The sequence below is a fragment of the Pedococcus dokdonensis genome, assembly GCF_900104525.1.
Classification (GTDB): Bacteria; Actinomycetota; Actinomycetes; order Actinomycetales; family Dermatophilaceae; genus Pedococcus; species Pedococcus dokdonensis.
This window is the reverse complement of record NZ_LT629711.1, coordinates 2,987,143-3,010,399: the sequence shown is the minus strand read 5'-3', so window position 1 is coordinate 3,010,399 and position 23,257 is coordinate 2,987,143. Positions and strand designations below refer to the sequence as shown.

Sequence of the window (23,257 nt, the reverse complement as noted above, 5' to 3'; positions counted from 1 at the left end):
GCTCACTCGCTACCTCCACTGCCATCGTCGCCGGCCCCGTCGGACTCGTCGGACTCACCGGCGGGTGCCTCGGGAACCTCTGCGTTAGCACTCGACGGTACGGCATCGGAGGTGTCCGAGTCGCGTTCGCCGCCCGGGGCAGCGCCGTCTGTCTCTGGGACGCCGCTGGTCGCCGCCGGGTTGTCCTCCCCGGTCGAACCGGCGGTCGCACCGGTCGCACCGGTCGAGCCGTCGGTCGAGCCGTTGCTCGAGCCGCTGGTCGAGCCTTCACCGGCCGCGAGCTCGTCGACCTCGTCGACGGCCCGCTCGGGGTTGCGCGCCAGCGCGACCACCGAGTCACCGGCGCCGGGGTTGGCGAACTTCATGCCCTGGGTGTTGCGGCCACGCCGGGTGACCGGGCTGACCGGCATACGGACGATGTTGCCCTTGCCCATGATCACCAGGACCTCGTCGTCCTCGCTCACGGTGAGCGCGCCGACCAGGTCGCCGTTGCGCTCGGTGATCTTGGCGACGGCCACGCCGAGGCCGCCACGGCCCTTGGCGTTCCAGTCGGAGGCCGGCGAGCGCTTGGCCATGCCGTTCTCGAAGACCACGAACACGTCGGGGTCCTCGCCCTCGTGGATCACCGAGAGCGACAGCAGCGAGTCGTCGCCGCGGAACCGCATGCCGGTGACGCCGCTGGTCGCGCGCCCCATGGGACGGAGCTGCTCGTCGGTGGCGTGGAACCGCACCGACTGCGCCTTGCGCGAGACGAGGAGCAGGTCGTCGGTGGCCGACGCGAGGTCGGCCGCGACCAGCTCGTCGCCCTCCTTGAGGTTGACCGCGATCAGCCCACCCGAGCGGGGGGAGTCGTAGTCGGCCAGCCGGGTCTTCTTGACCAGGCCGTTCTTGGTGGCCAGCACCAGGTAGGGCTGCTGGGCGTAGTCGCGGACGTCCAGCACCTGGGCGATCTTCTCGTCGGGCTGGAAGGCGAGCAGGTTGGCGACGTGCTGGCCCTTGGCGTCGCGACCGGAGTCGGGCAGCTCGTAGGCCTTGGCCCGGTAGACCCGCCCGAGGTTGGTGAAGAACAGCAGCCAGTGGTGCGAGGTCGTCGTGAAGAAGTGGTCGACCATGTCGTCGCCACGCAGCGCCGCACCCCGCACGCCCTTGCCGCCGCGGCCCTGCGACCGGTAGGCGTCGACGCGGGTCCGCTTGGCGTAGCCGCCCCGGGTGATGGTGACGACCACGTCCTCCTCGGGGATCAGGTCCTCCATCGACATGTCGCCGTCGTGGAACTCGATCCGGGTGCGGCGGTCGTCGCCGTACTTGTCGACCAGCTCGGCCAGCTCCTCGGACACGATGGTCCGCTGCCGCTCCGGCTTGGCGAGGATGTCCTCGAAGTCGAGGATCATCGCCTCGAGCCGGTCGTGCTCGTCGATGATCTTCTGGCGCTCGAGGGCGGCGAGCCGGCGCAGCTGCATCTCGAGGATCGCGCGGGCCTGGACCTCGTCGATCTCGAGCAGCTCGATCAGCCCGTCGCGGGCGGCCTCGACGGTCTGCGACCGGCGGATCAGCGCGATCACCTCGTCGAGCGCGTCGAGCGCCTTGAGCAGACCACGCAGGATGTGGATCTCGTTCTCGGCCTTGCGCAGCCGGAACCTGGTGCGCCGCTGGATGACCTCGATCTGGTGCTCGACCCAGTGCCGGATGAAGGCGTCGATCGGCAGCGTGCGCGGCACCCCGTCGACCAGCGCGAGCATGTTGGCGCCGAAGTTGTTCTGCAGCTGGGTGTGCTTGTAGAGGTTGTTGAGCACCACCTTGGCGACCGCGTCGCGCTTGAGCACGATGACCAGGCGCTGGCCGGTGCGGCCGGAGGTCTCGTCGCGGATGTCGGCGATGCCGTTGAGGCGACCCTCCTTGGTGAGCTCGGCGATCTTCTGGGCGAGCGTGTCGGGGTTCACCTGGTAGGGCAGCTCGGTGACCACGAGGCACTGCCGGCCCTGGATCTCCTCGACCTCGACGACGGCCCGCATGATGACCGAGCCGCGGCCGGTGCGGTAGGCGTCCTCGATGCCCTTGCGCCCCAGGATCAGCGCGCCGGTGGGGAAGTCGGGCCCGCTGATCCGCGCCAGCACCGCGTCGAGCGCGTCCTCACGGTTCGCCTCGGGGTTGGCCAGCATCCACTGCGCCGCGTCGGCCACCTCGCGGAGGTTGTGCGGCGGGATGTTGGTGGCCATGCCGACCGCGATGCCGGACGAGCCGTTGACCAGCAGGTTGGGGAACCGGCTCGGCAGGACGACCGGCTCCTGCGTCTTGCCGTCGTAGTTGTCGCGGAAGTCGACGGTCTCCTCGTGGATGTCGCGGACCATCTCCATGGCCAGCGGCGCCATCCGGCACTCGGTGTAGCGCGGCGCGGCGGCCGGGTCGTCGCCCGGGCTGCCGAAGTTGCCCTGCCCGTCGACCAGCGGGTAGCGCAGCGACCAGTCCTGCACGAGCCGGACGAGGGCGTCGTAGATCGAGGAGTCACCGTGCGGGTGGTACTGGCCCATCACCTCACCGACGACGCGGCTGCACTTGTTGTAGCCGCGGTCGGGGCGGTAGCCACCGTCGTACATGGCGTAGACCACCCGGCGGTGCACCGGCTTGAGGCCGTCCCGCACGTCCGGGAGCGCGCGGCTCACGATGACCGTCATCGCGTAGTCGATGTAGCTGCGCTGCATCTCGGTGTTGAGGTCGACCGCCTCAGTGCGGTCGTACTCGATCGGCGGCATCTCAGTCATGAATTCCCTTGTCCGTCAATGCAGTTCGTCAAATCGTGCAAACCCTCGGTATGCCGTGCGGCTGGGTTCCACGTGAAACGTGGCCCCGCGCCATACCCAGATGTCCAGCGGTGCCCTGGGGACATCTTCGTCATCGCTCGTTCCTCGCTTGGTCCTCAGATGTCCAAGAATCTGACGTCGCGGGCGTTGCGCTGGATGAAGCCGCGGCGCGACTCGACGTCCTCGCCCATCAGGATCGCGAAGATCTCGTCGGCCGCGGCGGCGTCGTCGAGCGAGACCTGGAGGAGCACCCGGTGGTCGGGGTCCATCGTGGTCTCCCACAGCTCCTGGTAGTCCATCTCGCCCAGACCCTTGTAGCGCTGGATGCCGGCGTCCTTCGGGAGCCGCCAGCCCTGGGCCTGGCCGGCCTGCACCATCGCGTCGCGCTCGCGGTCGGAGTAGGCGAACTCGTGCGGGTGGTTGCTCCACTTGAGCCGGTAGAGCGGGGGCTGCGCGAGGTAGACGTAGCCCTCCTCGATCAGCGGCCGCATGAACCGGAACAGCAGCGTGAGCAGCAGGGTGCGGATGTGCAGGCCGTCGACGTCGGCGTCGGCCATCAGCACGATCTTGTGGTAGCGCGCCTTGGTCTTGTCGAAGTCCTCGCCGATGCCGGTGCCGAACGCCGAGATGAGCGCCTGCACCTCGTTGTTGGCGAGCACCTTGTCGATGCGGGCCTTCTCGACGTTGAGGATCTTGCCGCGGATCGGGAGGATCGCCTGGTTGTGCGGGTTGCGCCCGCGCACCGCCGAGCCACCGGCCGAGTCACCCTCGACGATGAAGACCTCGGAGATCGCCGGGTCCTTGCTCTGGCAGTCGCGCAGCTTGCCGGGCAGGCCGCCGGACTCGAGCAGGCCCTTGCGGCGGGTCGCCTCACGAGCCTTGCGAGCAGCCATCCGGGCCGCGGCCGCCTGCACCGACTTGCGGACGATGTCGCGACCCTCCGTGGGGTGCGCCTCGAGCCAGTGGCCGAACTCGTCGGTCATCGCCCGCTGGACGAAGCCCTTCACCTCGGAGTTGCCCAGCTTGGTCTTGGTCTGGCCCTCGAACTGCGGCTCGCCGAGCTTGACCGACACGACGGCGGTGAGGCCCTCGCGGATGTCGTCGCCGGTGAGGTTGTCGTCCTTGTCCTTGAGGATGTTCTGCTTGCGCGCGAAGTCGTTGATGAGCTTGGTCATCGCCGCGCGGAAGCCCTCCTCGTGGGTGCCGCCCTCGTGGGTGTTGATGGTGTTGGCGTAGGTGTGCACCGACTCGGAGTAGGCGGTGGTCCACTGCATCGCGAGCTCGAGGCTGAGCTGGCGCTCGGTGTCCTCGGACTCGATCGAGATGATGTCGGCGTGCACCGGCTCGGACTTCTTCGAGGTGACCAGGTGGGTGACGTAGTCGACCAGGCCGTTGTCGTACTTGTAGGAGACCTTGCGCGGCTTGCGCTCCGAGGCGTCGACCGTGTCGGCCTCGTCCTCGGCGGTCTCGGGCTGCCGCTCGTCGACCAGGTTGATGGTCAGCCCCTTGTTGAGGAACGCCATCTGCTGGAACCGGGCCCGAATCGTCTCGAAGTCGTAGGTGGTCGTCTCGAAGATGTCGCCGTCGGCCCAGTAGGTGATCGTGGTGCCGGTGCGGTCGGAGTCGCCGACCTCGGCCAGCGGGGCGGTCGCCTCGCCGTACACGAACTCGACGCGGTAGACGTGGCCGAGCTGGTGGACCTCGGCGTCGAGCCGGGTCGACAGCGCGTTGACGACGGACGAGCCGACGCCGTGCAGGCCACCGGACACCTTGTAGCCGCCGCCACCGAACTTGCCACCGGCGTGCAGCTGGGTGAGGACCAGCTCGACGGTCGAGACGCCGTACTGCTCGTTCATCCCGGTCGGGATGCCGCGGCCGTTGTCCGCCACCCGCACCCCGCCGTCGGCCAGCAGCGTCACGTCGATCGTGTCGGCGTAGCCGGCGAGCGCCTCGTCGACCGCGTTGTCGACGATCTCCCAGACCAGGTGGTGCAGGCCGCGCTCACCGGTGGAGCCGATGTACATGCCGGGCCGCTTGCGGACCGCCTCGAGCCCCTCGAGCACGGTGATCGCGCTGGCGTCGTAGTCACTGCCCTCCGGGACCCCGGCGAGCTCGGCCTCGGCGGCCTCGCGCGCAGCCTCCGCCTCGGCGGCGGTGAGGTGCTCGACAGGAGTCGGCGGCTGGGGGGTGCTGGCTGCGGCGTCGGCCGGGGTGCCGTCTGCGGGGGTGTGCTGGTCTGGCGTGTGGTCAGCCTCGGACACGGTGCTCCTTCTCCGGTGGCACAGCGAACAGGGGGTGCCCCCTCTGGCTCGCTGGACCCGCTCATGGCACGCGACCAGACTGGAGACCAGCTGGCCGCGAATTCGTCTCCCAGTCTACCTGTCCGGGGTGTCGGATCTCGCGTCAGGAGGCCCTAGAACGCGGATCTGCGCCAAAAAAGTGCCCTTTCACGGGTGGGGATACGTCTCCCACCCCCTCAGCGCCCGATTCTCGCGTTTCTCGAGGTCGCTCCCCGTGCTCCAGCCGAGCGTGCCCTGACCCGTCGCGCCGCCCAGCCGCTCAGAGCTCGATCAGCTGGCGGACGGCACGCCCGGCCGCCAGCTCGTCCATGGCGTGGTTGACGTCGTCGAGGCCGACCCGGGCCGACACCAGCGCCTCGACCGGCAGCCGCCCCTCGCGCCACCACTGCGCCAGCACGGGGAGGTCGCGCGACGGCAGCGCCGAGCCGAGGTAGCTCCCGATCACCGTCTTGGCCTGCGCGACCAGGTCGAGCGGCGAGACCGAGGCCCGCGCATCCGGGTGCGGGAGGCCGACCGTCACGAGCCGTCCACCCGCAGCGGTGGCCGCGAGCGCGGCCTCGAACGCCGGCACCACCCCGGCCGCCTCGACCACCACGTCGGCGGTCGTCCCGCTGTCGGCGAGCTCCGCCGGGTCCAGCGCTCGCGTCGCCCCGAGCTCGAGCGCCTGGGCGCGCTTGGCCGGCACGGCGTCGACCGCGGTCACCGCGCCGGTCCCGAGCGCGAGCGCGGTCAGCAGCGCCGCCATACCCACCCCGCCCAGGCCCACGACCAGGACGTCCTGCCCGGCCGCCGGGGGTGCGGCGTTGAGCAGCGCACCGCCGCCGGTGAGCACGGCGCACCCCAGCAGGGCAGCCACGTCGGGGGGCACGTCGTCCTCGACGGCCACCACCGACCGGTGGTCCACGACCGCGTGCGTGGCGAAGGCCGAGACCCCGAGGTGGTGGTGCACCGGTATGCCGTCGCGAGACAGCCGTCGACCGCCACCGAGCAGCTCGCCGGCGGCGTTCGCCGCGGAGCCGGGGCCGCACGGCATACGGCCCCCGGTGGCGCAGCCGGCACACTCGCCGCACCGGGGCAGGAAGGTGAGGACCACCCGCTGCCCCAGCGCCAGATCGCTGACACCGTCGCCCAGCTGAGCCACCCGCCCGGACGCCTCGTGCCCGAGCAGCATCGGGACCGGGCGCGACCGGTTGCCGTCGACGACCGAGAGGTCGGAGTGGCAGACGCCGGCGGCCCCGATCCGGACCAGCACCTCCCCCGGCTCGGGGCCGGCCAGGTCGAGCGGTCCGACGGTGAGGGGACGGGTGGTCGCGTAGGGACCGGTCCGGCCGACCTCCTCGAGCACCGCCCCGACGACCTCCACTAGCGGGCCGCCACGGCCTGCTCGAGCAGCTCGCGCACGACGGGTGGGATCGGCACCGCGCTGCGCGACTCGCGGTCGATGTAGACGTGCACCCATCGCCCGAGCGCGGCGATCTCGCTCGCCTCGGCGTCGAACAACCCGAGCGCGTAGGTGATGCTGCTGCGGCCCAGGCGCTCGACCCGCACCGCGACGTCGAGCGGACGCGGGTACTCCAGCTCGCGGAAGAACCGGCAGCCCGACTCCGCCACGACGCCGAGCGTGCTCGACCCCATCGGCTCGGCCTCGCCGAGGGTGATCAGCCAGGCGTTGATCGCCGAGTCGAACAGCTCGTAGTAGACGGCGTTGTTGAGGTGGCCGTACATGTCGTTGTCGGACCAGCGCGTCGTCACCCGGGTCACCTGGTCGAAGTGGTCGCGGGTCAGGCTGCGGTCGGCGTCGGCCGTCATGGCCCGATCCTAGGCAGCCCGGCAGGTCGCTGCTCAGCCGTAGGTGTCCCGGGGGCCGGGCCCCTGCGAACGCCGCGGTCCCTTGGACCAGGACGGCGCACTGGGCCCGACGATCCTGAGCGCGGTCACGGTGCCCTTGCCGACCTCGCCCTCGAGCCGGCTCATGATGGCCGACTCCAGCAGCTTGAGCTGGGTGGCCCAGGCCGTGGAGTCCGCGCGCACGGTCAACACGCCCAGCTCGAAGGTCACCGGCGTGCAGTGCTGCGCCACCTCCGCGCCGACGATGTCCGGCCAGCGGCCCATCACCGACCCGACCGCGACGTCGACCTTCCAGCCGCGGTCGGCCAGCAACCGGTCCATCTGGTCGCCGAGCAGCAGCGGGTCGCGGCGGTCGGAGTCCTTGGCGGGGGCCGGTCGGCCGGGCTGCCGGCGCCGCATCGGCTTCAGGCCGGGCCGCAGACCCTTGTCACGCGCGGCGGCCCGGGCCCGCGCGAGCGCCGCCTCGGCCGCGTCGTCGACCAGGTCGGCGGGGGTGCCGAGGGTGCCGAGGGTGCCGGTCTCGTCGGAGGCCGGGCCGGAGCTGGCGCCGGCCCGGTCGGCCCGGTCGGCGGAGTCGGCGGAGTCGGCCCGGCCGTCACCGGTCGCGGGGTCGGTGACCACGACCTGCTCGGGGAGGTCCGGCGGTGGCTCAGTCACGCCGCACCACCTCGCCGAGGGTGACCCCGAAGGTCTGCCCGGTCAGGCTCTTCGGCACGTCCGCGTCGACCGCCGCGGTGATCAGCACCTGCTCGCAGTCCGCGACCATCGCGGCCAGCCGTTCGCGACGGCCGGTGTCGAGCTCGGCGAACACGTCGTCGAGGATCAGCACCGGGTCGTCGCCGAGGTCGTGCCGCAGCAGCTGGTATGCCGCCAGCTTGAGTCCCAGCGCGAACGACCAGCTCTCGCCGTGGCTGGCGTAGCCCTTGGCCGGGAGCTCGCCCAGCGTGAGCACCAGGTCGTCGCGGTGCGGCCCGACCAGCGAGATGCCCCGCTCGACCTCCTTGTCGCGGACCTCGGCGAAGGTCGCCAGCAGCTCGGCCCGCAGCGCCTCGATCTCGGGCACCTCCCCGGCGGCCAGCGACACGGCGGCCGCCTCACGCAGGCTGCTCTTGTAGGAGACCCGCGCGTCGGACTGCCCGGCGCTGACCTCGTCGTAGGCCTTGGCCAGGTAGGGAGCCAGGTCGCGCAGCAGCCGGAGCCGGGCGTAGAGCAGCTGCGAGCCGACCGCGGCCAGGTGGTCGTTCCAGACGTCGAGGGTGTGCAGGGCCGAGGCGCGGGCGTCATCCACCGGCTCGTCGGTCGGCCTGGCCGGTCGACGCCGAGATCCCTTGCGCAGCAACGGTTGGGCCGACTTCAGCAGGGCGTTGCGCTGCTTCAGCGCCTTGTCGTAGTCGCTGCGGACCCCGGCCCACCGGGGCTGTCGCGCCACCAGCAGGTCGTCGAGGAAGCGTCGTCGCTCGGACGGGTCACCCTTGACGAGGGCGAGGTCCTCGGGGGCGAAGAGCACGGTGCGCAGGGTGCCGAGCACGTCGCGGGGACGGGTGACGGGGGAGCGGCCGAGGCGGGCACGGTTGGCGCGACCCGGGTTGAGCTCGAGCTCGAGCAGCGTCTCGCGGCCGTCCCGGACGACGGCCCCGCGGATCACCGCCTGCTCGGCCCCGAACCGCACCAGTGGCTGGTCGGTCGAGACCCGGTGGCTCGAGAGGGTCGCGAGGTAGCCGATCGCCTCGACCAGGTTGGTCTTGCCCTGGCCGTTGAGCCCGACCAGCGTCGTCACCCCGGGCGCGAGCGGCAGCTCGGCCGCCGAGTAGCTGCGGAAGTCGGCGACGGTCAGGTGCCGGACGTGCATCGGCGTCCGTTCGGGTGCTCGGTCAGCTGGACTTCTTGGCCGCGCGCTTGCGGGTCGAGCCCGAGCCGGAGGTTGCGCCGGAGCCACGGGTCGAGCCAGTGCCCGACGACGGACCGGCCGAGGCGGCCTTGCGGCCCTTCGCGGCGGCCTTGGCCGGGCTCTTGGTCGGCTTCTCCTTGGCGGCGGCCTTGGCGGCGACGGCCTTCTCGTGCTTGGGCGCGCCGTCGGCCCGCAGCTTCTCCCCCTCGGCGACCGACATGACCTGGTGCCCACCGAAGCCACCACGCAGCGCCGCGACGGCCTGCATCGTGGGCGACTCCTGCTGGCGCGAGGCGAACCGGGAGAACAGGGACGCGGAGATGACCGGCATCGGCACCGAGTTGGCGATCGCCTCCTCGACGGTCCAGCGGCCCTCACCGGAGTCGACGGTGTAACCCGAGACGTCCTCGAGGTGCGGGTTCTTCTCCAGCGCGTCGACGAGCAGGTCGAGCAGCCAGGACCGGACGACGGTGCCACGGGTCCACGCCTTGAAGGCGCCGGGCACGTCGGTGACGATGTCCTTGGCCTCGAGCAGCTCGTAGCCCTCGGCGTACGCCGCCATCAGGCCGTACTCGATGCCGTTGTGGACCATCTTCGCGTAGTGGCCGGCACCCACCTTGCCGGCGTGCACGAAGCCCTCCTCGCGCGGACCCTCGGGGCGCAGCGCGTCGAAGATCGGCATCACCTTGCGGACGTTGGCCGCGGATCCGCCGACCATCAGGCCGTAGCCGTTCTCCAGACCCCAGATACCGCCGCTGACGCCGCAGTCGACGTAGCCGATTCCGTTGGCCTTCAACAGCTTCTCGTTCTCGAAGTCGTCGGTGAAGCGGCTGTTGCCACCATCGACGACCAGGTCGCCCTTGTCGAGCAGCTTGGACAGCTGGACGACGGTGTCGCGGGTGGGCGCGCCGGACGGCACCATCACCCACACGGTCCGGGGCGCGTCCAGGGCCTTGACCAGGGCGGCCATCGACTTCACGTCGGAGACGTCGGGGTTGCGGTCGAAACCCACCACCTCGTGCCCTGCGCGGCGGATCCGCTCGCGCATGTTGCCACCCATCTTGCCGAGACCGATCAGACCGAGCTGCATGAGACGTCGCCCTTTCGAGTGGGTGGAGCGTGTGCGTGGTGCGGTATGCCGTGACGCGCCTCGGCGGTGCCGGCGCGGCACCCCGTGGCGGTGCTCAGGCTACGCCCGGGTGTGGTCAGCTCGCGAAGCGAACCGGCATGAGGACGTAGCGGTAGGAGGTGTCGGCCTCGCCCTCGATGTCGTCCTGGCCGGAGAGCACGGCGGGACGGGACGGCTGGGTGAAGGAGAACCGCGAGTAGTCGGTGCCCACGGCCCCGAGTCCGTCGAGCAGGAACTGCGGGTTGAAGGCGATCTCGAGCTCGGGTCCGGTGAGGGTCGACTCGACCGCCTCGGACGCTTGGGCGTCGTCACCGGTGCCGGCCTCGATGGCGACCTGGCCGTCGGTGAAGCGCAGCCGCACCGGTGTGTTGCGCTCGGCGACGAGCGCGACGCGCTTGACCGCCTCGATCAGCTCGGAGGTCTTGATGACGGCCTCGGTGTCGACGCTGGTCGGGAAGATCGAGGTGACCTTCGGGTACTCGCCGTCGAGCAGCCGGGTGGTGGTGCGGCGCTGACCGGCCTCGAAGCCGACCAGGCCGTCGCCACCGGCGTTGGAGCCGAGGGCGAGCTCGATCGAGCCGGAGGCGCCGAGCGCCTTCGCGGTCTCGGAGAGGGTGCGGGCCGGGACCAGCGCGAGGTGGCTGGCGTCGGTGGCCTCGGGGTTCCAGGTGAGCTCGCGCATCGCCAGCCGGTAGCGGTCGGTCGCGAGCAGCGTCATCTTGTCGCCGTCGATCTCGACCCGGACCCCGGTGAGGATCGGCAGGGTGTCACCGCGGTCGGCGGCGATGGACACCTGCGCGACCGCCTGGGTGAAGACGTCGCCGGCGATGGTGCCGCTGGCAGTGGGGGAGGTCGGCAGCGTCGGGTAGTCGTCGGCCGGCATCTGCATCAGGCTGAACCGCGACGAACCACAGGTGACCGAGACCTTGTTGCCCTCGGTGGCCAGGTCGACCGGCTTGGCCGGCAGGTTGCGCGAGATGTCGGCCAGCAGCCGGCCCAGCACCAGGACCGTGCCGCCCTCGGCGACCTCGGCCGCGACGGTGATCTTGGCCGAGACCTCGTAGTCGAACGCCGAGAGAGTGAGCGTGCCGGCCTCGTCGGCCTCGAGCAGCACGCCGGCCAGCACCGGCACCGGCGGCCTCGCCGGCAGCCCTCGGGCCACCCAGGTCACGGCATCGGCGAGGACCTCACGTTCGACCCGGAACTTCACCGTCTACCTGCCCTTCGCGTGCGGCCAGGCCGCGTGAACTCCAACAATGTGATGGGGGACTGACCCTAGTGCTCAGGGTGCGGTCGGCCAACCCGGATCCGGTAATCAGGTTGGCGTCGCGTGGTTGGCGGTTTTCCTGTCGTTCCCGGTCGGGAGAGCTGGGTCAGGTCATCTCCTTGGTACTCGGGGCTGGATCGCTGAGTGGAGAGGTCTCATCGTTGTCATAGGGGGTGTGGATCCTGTGGACGAGCGACGTCCTCGCAGGTCAGCGCGGCGCGGCCGGTGTGCACGACCCGTGGACGGCCCGGCGGACAAGCTGCTGCCACCTGTGGAACCGGCACGGCCGCCCACACGGTGTCCACACGCCATACCCGGTTGTCCCCAGGTCGGGGCGAGGTCGTGCACGCGTTGTCCACCGGTTGTCCACAGGGTGAGGGGAAAGATCAGCCGTTCGGTCGATGGCCGTGGGACCCCGGACATACCCACAGAGTTGTCCACAGGTGTGGACGCTGGGCCGCACGGCCGGAATGTCCGGTTTCCCCTGCTCAACGGCGCTCGTCTGAGCACGTCGTGAGCAGGCGGTGGGGTGTCTCGTGCGGCCCCGCACCAAGATGACGACCAGGTGAACAAGCCCGCACAGCTGTGCACAAGGTTGTGGAGAACTCCGGGGACCGGTGGACAGCCGACCGGGACCGGCTCAGCGGGACTGCTGCTTGATCCGGTTGGTCAGCTCGGTGACCTGGTTGTAGATCGCCCGCCGCTCGGCCATCAGCTGGCGGATCTTCTTGTCGGCGTGCATGACGGTGGTGTGGTCGCGGCCACCGAACTGCTGCCCGATCTTGGGCAGCGACAGGTCGGTGAGCTCGCGGCACAGGTACATCGCGATCTGGCGGGCCGTGACGAGCACCCGGGAGCGCGAGGTGCCACAGAGGTCCTCGATGGTGAGGCCGAAGTAGGCCGCGGTCTGGGCCATGATCGTCGCGCTGGTGATCTGCGAGCCCTGCTCGTTGGGGATCAGGTCCTTGAGCACGATCTCGGCCAGGCCCATGTCGACGCTCTGCCGGTTGAGGCTGGCGAACGCCGTCACGCGGATCAGGGCGCCCTCGAGCTCGCGGATGTTGGTCGAGATCCGGCTGGCGATGAACTCCAGCACGTCGTCGGGCGCGCTCATCCGCTCCTGGATGGCCTTCTTGCGCAGGATCGCGATGCGGGTCTCGAGGTCGGGCGGCTGGACGTCGGTGAGCAGGCCCCACTCGAACCGGCTGCGCATCCGCTCCTCGAAGCCGCTGAGCAGCTTGGGCGGCAGGTCACTGGTGATGACGACCTGCTTGTTCGCGTTGTGCAGCGTGTTGAAGGTGTGGAAGAACTCCTCCTGCGTCTGCACCTTGCCCTGGAGGAACTGGATGTCGTCGATGAGGAGCACGTCGACGTCGCGGTAGCGGCGCTGGAAGTTGCTCGCCTTGTCGTCGCGGATGCTGTTGATGAAGTCGTTGGTGAACTCCTCCGAGTTCACGTAGCGCACCTTGACGTGGGGGTAGAGGTTGCGGGCGTAGTGCCCGATGGCGTGCAGCAGGTGGGTCTTGCCCAGCCCGGACTCGCCGTAGACGAACAGCGGGTTGTACGCCTTGGCCGGCGCCTCGGCCACCGCGACCGCCGCCGCGTGGGCGAACCGGTTGCTGGCGCCGATGACGAAGGTGTCGAAGGTGTACTTCGGGTTGAGCCGGGTCGCCGACTCGTCGGTGACGCTGAGCACCTCGTCGCGCGGCCGGCGCTGCGGCTCGGCCACCGGGGTGAGGGGGAAGACGTTGTCGGCCTGGCCCGTGGTGCTCACCGGGACCGGCGTGCCGAGCGTGCTCCCCGCATGGAGGGTGACCGGCTGGCCGGGCTCGCCGAGCTGCGCCCCGTCGCCGAACCCGGCTCCCTCGACGAACCCCGTGGTGTCCTCGGTGTGCTGGGCCTGCTCGAGCGAGGTGTCGACGGTGACCGCGAGGTGCACCTGCTCGCCGAGCTGGGACGACAGGGCGCGGGTCACGGCATCGCGGACCCGCTGCTCGACGACGTCCTTGGTGTAGTCGTTCGGCACCTTGACCAGCGCGGTCCCGTCGAGCAGGCCGGCGAGGCGGGCCAGGGTGAGGAAGGCGCGCTCGCGGGCCGGGAGCCCGTCGGCGTCGAGGGTGGCGATGGTGTTCTGCCAGATCTGAGTGAAGTCCAGATCCGTGTCACTCACCGGTTCCACATCCCTTTCGACGGTCGTCCTGCTGGCGCTGCCCCTGTCGCAGGGTCATGGTGCTGGTCCACTGTGCCTTGTCCACACGGTTATCCACAACCTGTGGGCAAGGAATGGGACGAGGAGGGACGCTAACAACAGCGGTGGGGCAGCGGCAAGCGAAACGACTGAAAATTGGCCCGCGACGACGAAATCGTGGGTGGCCGTGCGGCGTGTCCGTCGCCGCGCGACTCGTCCCAGGTGCTAAAAGCGCTCGGTATGCCGGGTGGCCGGCGCTGGTTTGACCGTGCCTGTCGCGCTCGCGTACCGTTGAGCAGGCCTGTCGGCCGTTTTCGCATGCCCGTGACACCCCTGGATCGCCGGTCTTCCGACCGTGGAACCAGCACGGGTCTCCGATTGCGGCCGATCAGGCGCCCAAGCACTCAGCAGGCCACCCGGGCCTGACCAGTAACGGAGATCCTCGTGAGCAAGCGTACTTTCCAGCCGAACAACCGTCGTCGGGCCAAGACCCACGGCTTCCGCCTGCGCATGCGCACCCGCGCCGGCCGCGCCATCCTGTCGGCCCGTCGCGCCAAGGGCCGCTCCGAGCTCTCCGCCTGAGGCCCACCCCGTGCTGCCCGCGGGGCACCGGCTCCGTGCGAGCTCGGACTTCGTGGCGACGTTCCGGGGGCCCAGGGGAGCCCGAGCTGGCTCCACGCTGATCGTGGTCCACGCCAACCAGGCCGACGCGCGTGCGGGACAACCGCCGCGGGTCGGTTTTGTTGTCTCCAAGGCCGTCGGCGGAGCCGTCGTCCGCAACCGCACCAAGCGCCGGCTGCGCGCGCTGGTGGCTGCCCGACTCGATACCATCCCCCGCGGCACAGACCTCGTGATCCGCGCGAATCCCGTTGCGGCACAAGCGAATTCGACTTCCTTGGGCGCCGAGCTCGACGCGCTGCTCGCGAAGGTGGCCACTCGCCTGGGCCGGGCCCGGGCATGAGCGCCGTGGGGCGGGTCGTCGGCAAGGCCGTGGCGGCCCCGCTGGTCGGGTTGCTGCTGTTCTACCAGCGCTTCATCTCCCCGATGACGCCCCCGACCTGCCGCTACTACCCCTCCTGCTCCACCTACGCCCTGACCGCCCTGCGCCGGTTCGGCCCCGTGAAGGGAACCTGGCTCGCGCTGCGGCGGTTGGGTAGGTGCCACCCGTGGGCCGCCGGAGGGGTCGACCACGTTCCAGCCCGGCACCCGCACACCCCCGCCCACGCCGCCTAGCGGCGCGGACCCAGACCTGCCGGCCACGCGGCATACCCGCCACGCGACCGGAACCACCGGTGGACCGTCACCACGACGGGACACCACCAGATTGAGGACGACATGAGCTTCAGTGACCTGATCTACCCGTTCGAGTGGATCGTGGCGTGGATCCTCTACGGCTGGCACTACCTCTTCACGGCCCTCGGCATCCCGTCGGCGTCCGGGGTCGCCTGGACCCTGTCGATCGTGGGGCTCGTGGTGGTGATGCGGGCGGCGATGATCCCGCTGTTCGTGCGGCAGATCCACGCGTCGCGCCGGATGCAGCTGATCCAGCCCGAGATGCAGAAGATCCAGGCCAAGTACAAGGACAAGAAGGACCCCGACTCCCGTCAGGCCATGACGCAGGAGACGATGGACCTCTACAAGCGCACCGGGACCAACCCGTTCAGCTCGTGCCTGCCGATCCTGCTCCAGTCACCGTTCTTCTTCGGTCTCTTCCGGGTGCTCAACGGCCTCAAGAAGATCTCCGAGGGCACCACCGACCCGATCGGGCCGATCTCGCGCAAGCTGGCCGGTGAGGCGGAGGCGTCGACCTTCTTCGGCGCGCAGCTGTCCGACCGGTTCATCGGCGCCAACAGCGTGACCGTGCAGATCGTCACCGTCGTCCTGATCGTGCTGATGTCGGCCAGCACCTTCACCACCCAGCGTCAGCTGATGATGAAGAACATGCCGGCCTCGGCGCTGGACAACCCGTTCGCCAAGCAGCAGAAGATGCTGCTCTACCTGATGCCGATCTTCTTCGCCATCTCCGGCGTCAACTTCCCCATCGGTGTCCTGCTCTACTGGCTCACCACCAACGTCTGGTCGATGTGCCAGCAGTTCTACGTGATCCGCAACATGCCCGCGCCCGGGTCGGCCGCCGAGAAGGCGATGCAGGAACGGCGGCGCAAGAAGGGCAAGCCGGTCGAGGAGTTCACCGTCAAGGGCCTCGACAAGCCCGAGAGCGTCGAGGAGTCGAAGCCCAGCGGACAGCGGGTCCAGCCCACCCGCAACAAGAAGAAGAAGGGCGGCCCGGCCAAGCCGGCCAAGCCGGCCGGCGCGGCCAAGCCCGCCAACCAGGCCAAGCCCGCCAACCCGAGCAAGTCGGCGAACCAGACCAAGCCCGCCAAGCCCAAGCAGGCCTCCGGCAGCGCCGAGCCCAAGCCCCAGACCGAGAACTGAGAGCGAACACCATGACCGAGCACAACGACACCGTCGTGGCCGACACCGAGACCGCTGCCGTGGAGGAGACCACCGAGGCCGCCGGCGGGCAGGCGGCTGCGGCTCCTGCTGACGTCGCCACCGAGCCCACCACCACCGAGCCCGCAGGCGCCAAGTCCCCCGTCGGTGCGGACGAAGGCGACGCGGACCAAGGCGACGCGGACGACCAGCCGGGTGCGCCCGGTGGGGACGGCGAGAGCGGCGAGAGCGGCGAGACCGGCGCGGCGCCGGGGCGCCGCCGTCCGGCCAAGGTGGCCGACCTCGAGCGCGAGGGTGAGGTGGCGGCCGACTTCCTCGAGACCCTGCTCGACATCGCCGACCTCGATGGAGACATCGACGTCGACGTCGACGGTGACCGGGCGGCGGTCTCGATCGTCGACTCCGACGAGGGCCGGGTCCCGCGTCGGCTGGTCGGCCAGGACGGCAAGGTGCTCGAGGCGCTGCAGGAACTGACGCGACTCGCCGTGCAGTCAGCGACCGGTGAGCGCAGTCGGCTGATGCTCGACGTGGCCGGCCACCGCGCCGAGCGCCGGTCGAGCCTGGTCGAGCTCGCGCACACCGCGATCGAGCAGGTCAAGGCGTCCGGCGAGAAGGCCGCGCTCGACCCGATGACCGCCTTCGAGCGCAAGGTCGTGCACGACGAGGTCCTCGCAGCCGGCCTGTCCTCCGAGTCCGACGGCGTCGAGCCCAAGCGCTACGTCGTCATCCTGCCGGCCTGACCGGCGCCGACCACGACGTGTTTCACGTGAAACAGCACGCATGACATCGCGCGAAGCCAGCGACGACGGGCGCGGGACCGGGGACACCGGGACCGCGCCCGTCGCGTCGTCCCCCACGGCCGGGCCTGAGTCGGCACCAGGGGCACCCCCCACGGCGGACGCCGTCTTCGGGACCCGCCGCCCGGTGGCCGAACACTTCGCCCGGATCCTGGCCGACACCGGCGTCTCGCACGGGTTGATCGGACCCCGCGAGGTGCCGATCCTCTGGGAGCGACACCTGCTGAACTGCGCGGTCGTGCAGCCGGCCTTCCCCTCCGGCGCCGCCGTCGTCGACGTCGGTTCGGGCGCTGGCCTGCCCGGTCTGGCCCTCGCGATCGCGCGCCCCGACCTGCACCTGCACCTGGTCGAGCCGATGCTGCGCCGCACCAACTGGCTGTCGGCCACGATCGAGGAGCTGGAGCTCGGCAACTGCACGGTGCACCGCGGTCGGGCCGAGGAGTTCCACGGCTCGTTGTCGGCCCCCTTCGCCACGGCCAGGGCGGTCGCGCGGATCGACAAGCTGGCCCGCTGGACCTTCCCCCTCCTCCGGGACGGCGGGACGCTCGTCGCCCTGAAGGGCGACTCCGCCGCGGCTGAGCTCGAGGCCGAGGAGAAGGCGTTGCGCAAGCTCGGCATGACCGCCGCACGGATCGAGGTCTATGGCGCGGACGTGCTGCCCGTGCCGACGACCACCCTGCAGCTCACGATCGGCACCCGCCCGGCCCCGCGTGCTGCGGCCAAGCGGCGAACGGAACGACGTTCGGAGCGGCGCCCGGACCGGGGCTCGGCCACAGACCCCCAGCGTGGCGGGAAGCACCACCCCCGCTGACGCAGCGCTCTCGCCGGGCCTGCTGTCACCCGGCATCAGACGTTGATCGAGCGGCTTTGCTCGGGTCTGGCCTCCCGCGTTGTGACACGCCGACGACGTAGGGTTGGATGATGCCCATGGCCAACGAGGTGACTGCGTGACTGCTGCAACCCTGCATCTGACCCGAGGACTCGGGTGGCCGCAGCGGCTCGGTGGCGCCAGCACCCCCTTGGGTTGGCCGGTAGCCGACACGGCCGGTCCCGACGCTGGTGTTTCACGTGAAACCGAGACGCTGACGGACACCGCACCGACACTGTCGCCACGACCCGAGACCGCCGATGTTTCACGTGGAACCACCCAGGGAGACGCCACCGTGATGAGTCAGGCACCCTCCGACGAGGGCACGACCAACTCGTCCGACCAGGGCAAGCAGGACCCGTTTGACGAGGGCACGACCGACCCATCCGACCAGGTCGCGAATGGCCTTCCGGACGCTCTTCACCGGGGCGATGCGGTAGCAGCTGCCGAGGCCCTGGAGGCGGTGGCGACGGCCGTTTCACGTGAAACTGACGACCGGGCCGAGGTCGCCGCAGTCCTTCCACGCGGAGACCACGACACCCCGCTGGCCCGCGCCGTGGCCGAAGACGCCCGCAAGCGGATCGCGCTGACCGGCCGGGTCTTCCCCAAGCCCGCGGCGACCCGGGTCCTCACCGTGGCGAACCAGAAGGGCGGCGTCGGCAAGACCACCACCACGGTCAACGTGGCCGCCGGTCTGGCCCAGGCGGGGCTCACCGTCCTGGTCATCGACATCGATCCGCAGGGCAACGCCAGCACTGCCCTGGGGATCGACCATCACGCCGAGGTGCCCAGCATCTACGACGTGCTCGTCGAGGGCACCCCGCTGGCCGACGTGGTGCAGGAGTGCCCCGACATCGCCGGGCTGTGGTGTGCGCCGGCCACCATCGACCTCGCCGGTGCGGAGATCGAGCTGGTCTCCCTGGTGGCTCGTGAGACCCGTCTCCAGAAGGCGATCGCCGCTTACCTCGAGAAGGCGGGCGCGGATGGTCGCCCCGCTCCTGACTACGTGCTGATCGACTGCCCGCCCAGCCTGGGGCTGCTCACCGTCAACGCGTTCGTGGCAGCCCAGGAGGTCTTCATCCCGATCCAGTGCGAGTACTACGCGCTGGAAGGCCTCTCGCAGCTGCTCAAGAACATCGAGCTGATCCGCAACCATCTGAACCCGACCCTGCACGTGTCGACCATCCTCCTGACGATGTATGACGGCCGGACCCGGCTGTCGGCCCAGGTCGCCGAGGAGGTGCGCACCCACTTCCCCGAGCAGGTGCTCCAGAACACGGTGCCGCGCTCGGTGCGGATCTCCGAGGCGCCCAGCCACGGCCAGACTGTGATGACCTACGACCCGAACTCCAGCGGGGCCCTGTCCTACCTCGGCGCCGCCGCCGAGCTCGCCGACCGCGGCGCCGCCAGCACGACACCCAGGCCCGCCTCCACGCAGCCATCATCCGCCCAGCAGTGAGAGAAGAGACCATGAGCGAGAAGCGACGCGCCCTCGGCCGGGGCCTGGGAGCCCTCATCCCCAACGCCCCGACGTCCCCGAACGGTCGTCCGGTGGACGTGTTCTTCCCCGACTCCCGCACCGGAGTCGACACTGCTTCGGGGGAGCCCGACTCGGCGGGCGGTGCTGGAGCGGATGACGCGACCGACCGTCCCGCGGGTGGCGACCAGACCCGTGCCGACGGCAGCAGCACTGCCGAGGCGCCGGCCGCGCAGGGTCCCGGGCTGGCCCCGGTGCCCGGGGCGTCCTACGGCGAGATCCCGGTCGGGCAGATCCGCCCCAACCCGCGTCAGCCACGGGCGGTCTTCGACGAGGACGACATGGCCGAGCTGGTGCACTCGATCCGCGAGATCGGGGTGCTGCAGCCCATCGTCATCCGCCCCATTCCTGCAGGTCAGGGGCCTGACGACCTGGCCAACGCACCCGAGGGAGTGCGGTACGAGCTGATCATGGGTGAGCGCCGGTGGCGGGCCTCCCAGGAGGCCGGCAAGGCCACCGTGCCGGCCATCGTCAAGGAGACCGACGACGACGACCTGCTGCGCGACGCCCTCCTGGAGAACCTGCACCGCAGCCAGCTGAACGCGCTGGAGGAGGCTGCGGCCTACCAGCAGCTGCTCGAGGACTTCGGCTGCACGCACGACGAGCTGGCTGGGCGGATCGGCCGGTCGCGGCCGCAGATCTCCAACACGCTGCGTCTGCTCAAGCTGCCCCCGCTGGTCGCCCGACGGGTCGCCGCCGGGGTGCTCTCCGCCGGCCACGCTCGTGCGCTGCTGGGACTGCCCGACGGCGCGGCGATGGAGCGGGTCGCCCAGCGGATCGTCGCCGAGGGGCTCAGCGTGCGCAACGTCGAGGAGCTCGTCGCGGTCGGCGGGCCGGACGAGGTGGCCAAGCCGCGTCGTCCGCGCGCCGGGTCACGGCACCCCCAGCTCGACGACCTGGCTGCTCGGCTGTCCGACCGGTTCGACACCCGGGTCAACATCGCGCTGGGTCAGCGCAAGGGCAAGCTCACCGTCGAGTTCGCCTCCGTGGAGGACCTCAACCGGATCGTCGACCTGCTCGGCGTCGACCGCAGCGCCTGACCAGCCATCTGACTCGGAAAGCGTTGCGGGAGTAGCGGGTTCGCGATCGTCAGCGGTGGGAAGCGAGGTAGGCGCGCAGGTCGCCGAGCCGCAGCACCCCGGTGGTGGCGGTGTCGTCGTCGCCCAGGTAGAGCCGCTGCAGGCTGACCAGGACGGCCTCGGCCAGGGTGTCGCGGAACACCGGGTCAGCGAGCCGGGCGGCGTCCCCCGCGTGGGACAGGTAGCCGGCCTCGATGCGGACGGCCGGCATGCGGGTCTGCTGGAGCAGAGCCCAGGAGCGGCCGTGCGAGCGGCAGTTCTCCAGGCCCGTGCGGGCCACCACCTCGCGCAGCACGAGGTCGGCCAGGTGCTCGCCGACCGCAGACCAAGAGGTCTTGCGGTCGCGCCCGAAGAAGAAGGTGGCCACCCCGCCGGCCTCGGACGCCCCGTGGGAGTCGCAGTGCAGCGACAGCACGAGGTCGGCGCCGGCGTCGTTGGCCAGCGCGGCGCGCTCCTCCTCGGTGGGGTTGGTGTGCTCGGTGCGGGTGTAGACGACCGCGACGCCGATGGCGGTGAGCCGGCCCTCGATCCGCCGCGCGATGTCCATCACGACCTCGGACTCGACCAACCCGTGCGCGACCGCGCCGGTGTTCGAGCCGCCGTGGCCCGGGTCGAGCACGACGGTACGGCCGGACAGGCTGTGACCGGAGCGGCGCACCTGCTCGCGCTCACGCAGTGTGTTGGCGGAGCCGCCGGACACCGAGCGGCGCAGGTCGTCGAAGGCGCGCAGGGTGTCTGGACCCACCGAGCCGTCGCCGGACAGCCCGTAGGCGCGCTGGAAGCTGCGCACGGCCTGCTCGGTCAGCGGGCCGAACCGGCCGTCGACACGGCCGGCGGCAAAGCCCAGCGTGTTGAGCCGCTCCTGGAGCGTCACGACGTCCTCGCCACGCTGCAGGTGGCCCGGGGTGTGCAGCAGGATCCGATCGCCCAGGGCCCAGCGGGCTCCGTCGATCGCGGTGAAGGTCTCCACGCCGACGACACCGTCGACGATCAGCCCCTTGTGCTGCTGGAAGGCCCGGACGGCCCGCTCCAGGGTCTCGTCGAAGACCGCGGGGTCGGGCCCTGCACCGGCCGCGTCGTCGGCAGCGGGACCACCGAGCAGGTCGGGTCGGTCGGGGAGCTGGTCGGGGGGCAGTGCGGCGAGCCGGGCGCGGACGTCCGCGACCTCCGGCCCGTGGCTGCCGAGGCCGAGCAGGCCGTACTTGCTGTCGGACACGCGGCCTCCTCGAGGGGTGGGGCGAGACGCTGGTCGGTGGGCCTCGCGATGGGATGTCTGTGCAGGTCAGGGGTGGTGCGCACCCACGTTCGGGTGCATCGGCACGACAGCGTGGCCGACGCCCGAGCCTAAGTCAGATCGGCGTCGTGGACCACCCGACGACGATGCCGGTCGCGCCCGTGGTCGGGCGCGACCGGCATACGGTCAGGTCGGTCGAGCCGACCGACGGCTCAGTTGAGGTAGTCGGCGAGCTCGCGCACCAGCTTCGGCTTGGGCATCGCGCCCACGAGGGTCTTCACGACCTCACCACCGACGTAGACGTTGAGCGTCGGGATGCCGGTGATGCCGTAGCGGCTGCTGACCGCGAGGTTCTCGTCGGTGTTGAGCTTGACGACCTCGATCTTGTCGGCGTGGGCGACGGCCAGCTCCTCGAGGATCGGGGCGACGGCGCGGCACGGGCCGCACCAGGGTGCCCAGAAGTCCACCAGGACGGGCTTGTCTTTCTGGAGGACGTCGGCCTCGAAGGTGGCGTCCGTGGTGTCCTTGATGGCTCCCACTCGGGGGCTCCTCTCGATCGTGATGGTGCTGGGGTTGGGGGGTGGTGCTGGGGTTGGGGTGGTGGTGCGGTTCAGCGGGTGCCGGGGGCCGGTGCGGTGGTGCCCAAGCATCCCAGCGGGGTCCGACACGGGTGTCGGCGCGCGGTGCAGGTCAGTGCGTCAGCGCCGGCTCGTCGGTGAGCGCGGCGTCGGGGGCGGGCGCGCCGGCGTGCTCGCGGTCGGCGAGGAAGCGCTCGGCGTCGAGGGCGGCGGCACAGCCCGACCCGGCTGCGGTGATCGCCTGCCGGTAGGTGTGGTCCACGAGGTCGCCGGAGGCGAAGACGCCCGGCAGGTTGGTCAGCGTGGTGCGGCCCTGCACGAGGACGTAGCCCTCGTCGTCGAGGTCGACGACGCCCTTGACCAGCTCGTTGCGCGGGTCGTGGCCGATCGCGACGAACAGCCCGGTGACGGGCAGCTCGCGGGTCTCGCCGGTGACGGTGTCGCGCAGCGTGATGCCGGTGAGCTTGGCGTCACCGTGGATCTCCTCGACGGCGGAGTTCCAGGCGAACTTGATCTTGTCGTTGGACAGGGCCCGCTCGGCCATGATCTTGGACGCGCGCAGCTCGTCGCGGCGGTGCACGATCGTCACCGACCGGGCGAACTTGGTGAGGAAGGTGGCCTCCTCGACGGCCGAGTCGCCCCCGCCGACGACGGCGATGTCCTGGTCGCGGAAGAAGAACCCGTCACAGGTCGCACACCACGAGACACCGTGGCCGCTCAGCCGCTTCTCGTCGGGCAGGCCGAGCTCGCGGTAGGCCGAACCCATGGCCAGGATCACGGCGTGTGCGCGGTAGGTGTTGCCCTCGGCGTCGACGACGGTCTTGACCTCGCCCTCGAGGTCGACCGACTCGACGTCGTCGGTGATGATCTCGGCGCCGAACCGCTCGGCCTGCGCGCGCATGTTCTCCATCAGCTCCGGGCCCATGATGCCGTCGCGGAAGCCGGGGAAGTTCTCCACGTCGGTGGTGTTCATCAGGGCGCCACCGGCGGTGACGGCGCCCTCGAAGAGCAGCGGCTGGAGGTTGGCGCGGGCCGCGTAGACGGCTGCGGTGTAGCCCGCTGGGCCGGAGCCGATGATGATCAGACTGCGGATGTCGGCGGGTGCGGTGGTGGTCACGCGGTTACAGCCCCTTGTGGTCGAGAAGGCGGTGCACCGCAACATACGGTGCCGGTCTCTTCAACCGATCGTAGGGCCTGAATGTTCCGTCGACCCCGCGACACCCGCCTCGCCTGACAAAACAGCGGGCCCGGCCACCCCCGGCGGTCCGGGGTGGGGAAGGCGGGTGGCCACG

General features: G+C 70.7%; 20 protein-coding genes. 8 read left to right on the top strand and 12 right to left on the bottom strand.

The window, feature by feature from the left end; all coding sequences use genetic code 11:
* Positions 1 to 2: 2 nt before the first annotated feature.
* From gyrA to dnaA, 9 genes are all read right to left on the bottom strand, one after another.
* Entirely contained in the window at positions 3 to 2,759 is a 2,757-nt protein-coding gene (gene gyrA, locus BLQ34_RS14125; protein WP_091786750.1) for a DNA gyrase subunit A, read from the bottom strand.
* A gap of 155 nt (positions 2,760 to 2,914) precedes the next feature.
* Positions 2,915 to 5,059 carry a DNA topoisomerase (ATP-hydrolyzing) subunit B gene (gene gyrB / locus BLQ34_RS14120; protein WP_091786747.1) on the bottom strand — a complete coding sequence of 715 codons (2,145 nt, stop codon included), beginning with the start codon at positions 5,057 to 5,059 and terminating at the stop codon, positions 2,915 to 2,917.
* A 298-nt stretch (positions 5,060 to 5,357) separates the two neighbouring features.
* Positions 5,358 to 6,461 (bottom strand): alcohol dehydrogenase catalytic domain-containing protein, encoded by a 1,104-nt coding sequence (locus BLQ34_RS14115; protein ID WP_091786744.1) that lies wholly within the window; start codon positions 6,459 to 6,461, stop codon positions 5,358 to 5,360.
* A complete protein-coding gene (locus BLQ34_RS14110) occupies positions 6,461 to 6,907 on the bottom strand; it encodes an acyl-CoA thioesterase (RefSeq protein ID WP_091786742.1) in 447 nt (148 codons plus the stop codon). Before BLQ34_RS14110 ends, BLQ34_RS14115 begins: the two co-directional genes overlap by 1 nt.
* A gap of 33 nt (positions 6,908 to 6,940) precedes the next feature.
* Positions 6,941 to 7,603, bottom strand: coding sequence for a DUF721 domain-containing protein (locus BLQ34_RS14105; RefSeq protein WP_331712508.1), 663 nt, complete (start codon positions 7,601 to 7,603; stop codon positions 6,941 to 6,943).
* The gene (recF, locus tag BLQ34_RS14100) at positions 7,596 to 8,795 is read right to left on the bottom strand and encodes a DNA replication/repair protein RecF (protein WP_091786739.1); all 1,200 of its coding nucleotides are present in this window, start codon (positions 8,793 to 8,795) and stop codon (positions 7,596 to 7,598) included. The genes BLQ34_RS14105 and recF overlap by 8 nt, the downstream gene beginning before the upstream one ends.
* Before the next feature lie 22 nt (positions 8,796 to 8,817).
* On the bottom strand, positions 8,818 to 9,924 hold the full coding sequence (gene gnd, locus BLQ34_RS14095; protein ID WP_091786736.1) for a phosphogluconate dehydrogenase (NAD(+)-dependent, decarboxylating): 1,107 nt from the start codon (positions 9,922 to 9,924) through the stop codon (positions 8,818 to 8,820).
* A 115-nt stretch (positions 9,925 to 10,039) separates the two neighbouring features.
* Complete coding sequence (gene dnaN, locus BLQ34_RS14090) at positions 10,040 to 11,173, bottom strand: DNA polymerase III subunit beta (RefSeq protein WP_091786733.1); 1,134 nt, start codon at positions 11,171 to 11,173, stop codon at positions 10,040 to 10,042.
* Between the two features lie 697 nt (positions 11,174 to 11,870).
* A complete protein-coding gene (gene dnaA / locus BLQ34_RS14085) occupies positions 11,871 to 13,400 on the bottom strand; it encodes a chromosomal replication initiator protein DnaA (protein ID WP_091790017.1) in 1,530 nt (509 codons plus the stop codon).
* 462 nt (positions 13,401 to 13,862) lie between these two features.
* Here dnaA and rpmH point away from each other — a divergent pair, with 462 nt between their 5' ends.
* The 8 genes from rpmH to BLQ34_RS14045 all read left to right on the top strand — a co-directional run bounded on the left by rpmH (position 13,863) and on the right by BLQ34_RS14045 (position 20,114).
* Complete coding sequence (gene rpmH, locus BLQ34_RS14080) at positions 13,863 to 14,000, top strand: 50S ribosomal protein L34 (RefSeq protein ID WP_056882794.1); 138 nt, start codon at positions 13,863 to 13,865, stop codon at positions 13,998 to 14,000.
* Between the two features lie 10 nt (positions 14,001 to 14,010).
* On the top strand, positions 14,011 to 14,379 hold the full coding sequence (rnpA, locus tag BLQ34_RS14075) for a ribonuclease P protein component (RefSeq protein WP_091786730.1): 369 nt from the start codon (positions 14,011 to 14,013) through the stop codon (positions 14,377 to 14,379).
* Positions 14,376 to 14,651 carry a membrane protein insertion efficiency factor YidD gene (gene yidD, locus BLQ34_RS14070; RefSeq protein ID WP_091786727.1) on the top strand — a complete coding sequence of 92 codons (276 nt, stop codon included), beginning with the start codon at positions 14,376 to 14,378 and terminating at the stop codon, positions 14,649 to 14,651. Before rnpA ends, yidD begins: the two co-directional genes overlap by 4 nt.
* A 102-nt stretch (positions 14,652 to 14,753) precedes the next feature.
* Positions 14,754 to 15,854, top strand: a complete 1,101-nt coding sequence (gene yidC / locus BLQ34_RS14065; RefSeq protein WP_091786725.1) for a membrane protein insertase YidC — start codon at positions 14,754 to 14,756, stop codon at positions 15,852 to 15,854.
* Between the two features lie 11 nt (positions 15,855 to 15,865).
* The gene (locus tag BLQ34_RS19170; protein ID WP_197674709.1) at positions 15,866 to 16,612 is read left to right on the top strand and encodes a Jag family protein; all 747 of its coding nucleotides are present in this window, start codon (positions 15,866 to 15,868) and stop codon (positions 16,610 to 16,612) included.
* 184 nt (positions 16,613 to 16,796) lie between these two features.
* The gene (gene rsmG / locus BLQ34_RS14055; protein ID WP_231961191.1) at positions 16,797 to 17,480 is read left to right on the top strand and encodes a 16S rRNA (guanine(527)-N(7))-methyltransferase RsmG; all 684 of its coding nucleotides are present in this window, start codon (positions 16,797 to 16,799) and stop codon (positions 17,478 to 17,480) included.
* A 355-nt stretch (positions 17,481 to 17,835) separates the two neighbouring features.
* Positions 17,836 to 18,996, top strand: a complete 1,161-nt coding sequence (locus BLQ34_RS14050) for a ParA family protein (RefSeq protein ID WP_269457296.1) — start codon at positions 17,836 to 17,838, stop codon at positions 18,994 to 18,996.
* Positions 18,997 to 19,007: 11 nt separating this feature from the next.
* Entirely contained in the window at positions 19,008 to 20,114 is a 1,107-nt protein-coding gene (locus tag BLQ34_RS14045) for a ParB/RepB/Spo0J family partition protein (protein WP_091786720.1), read from the top strand.
* A 49-nt stretch (positions 20,115 to 20,163) separates the two neighbouring features.
* Here BLQ34_RS14045 and BLQ34_RS14040 read toward each other — a convergent pair whose 3' ends face one another.
* The 3 genes from BLQ34_RS14040 to trxB form a co-directional block, all read right to left on the bottom strand.
* A complete protein-coding gene (locus tag BLQ34_RS14040; RefSeq protein WP_197674708.1) occupies positions 20,164 to 21,369 on the bottom strand; it encodes an N-acetylmuramoyl-L-alanine amidase in 1,206 nt (401 codons plus the stop codon).
* Positions 21,370 to 21,599: 230 nt separating this feature from the next.
* Positions 21,600 to 21,926, bottom strand: a complete 327-nt coding sequence (gene trxA, locus BLQ34_RS14035; protein ID WP_091786718.1) for a thioredoxin — start codon at positions 21,924 to 21,926, stop codon at positions 21,600 to 21,602.
* 151 nt (positions 21,927 to 22,077) lie between these two features.
* Positions 22,078 to 23,127 carry a thioredoxin-disulfide reductase gene (trxB, locus tag BLQ34_RS14030; protein ID WP_091786716.1) on the bottom strand — a complete coding sequence of 350 codons (1,050 nt, stop codon included), beginning with the start codon at positions 23,125 to 23,127 and terminating at the stop codon, positions 22,078 to 22,080.
* Positions 23,128 to 23,257 lie beyond the last annotated feature (130 nt).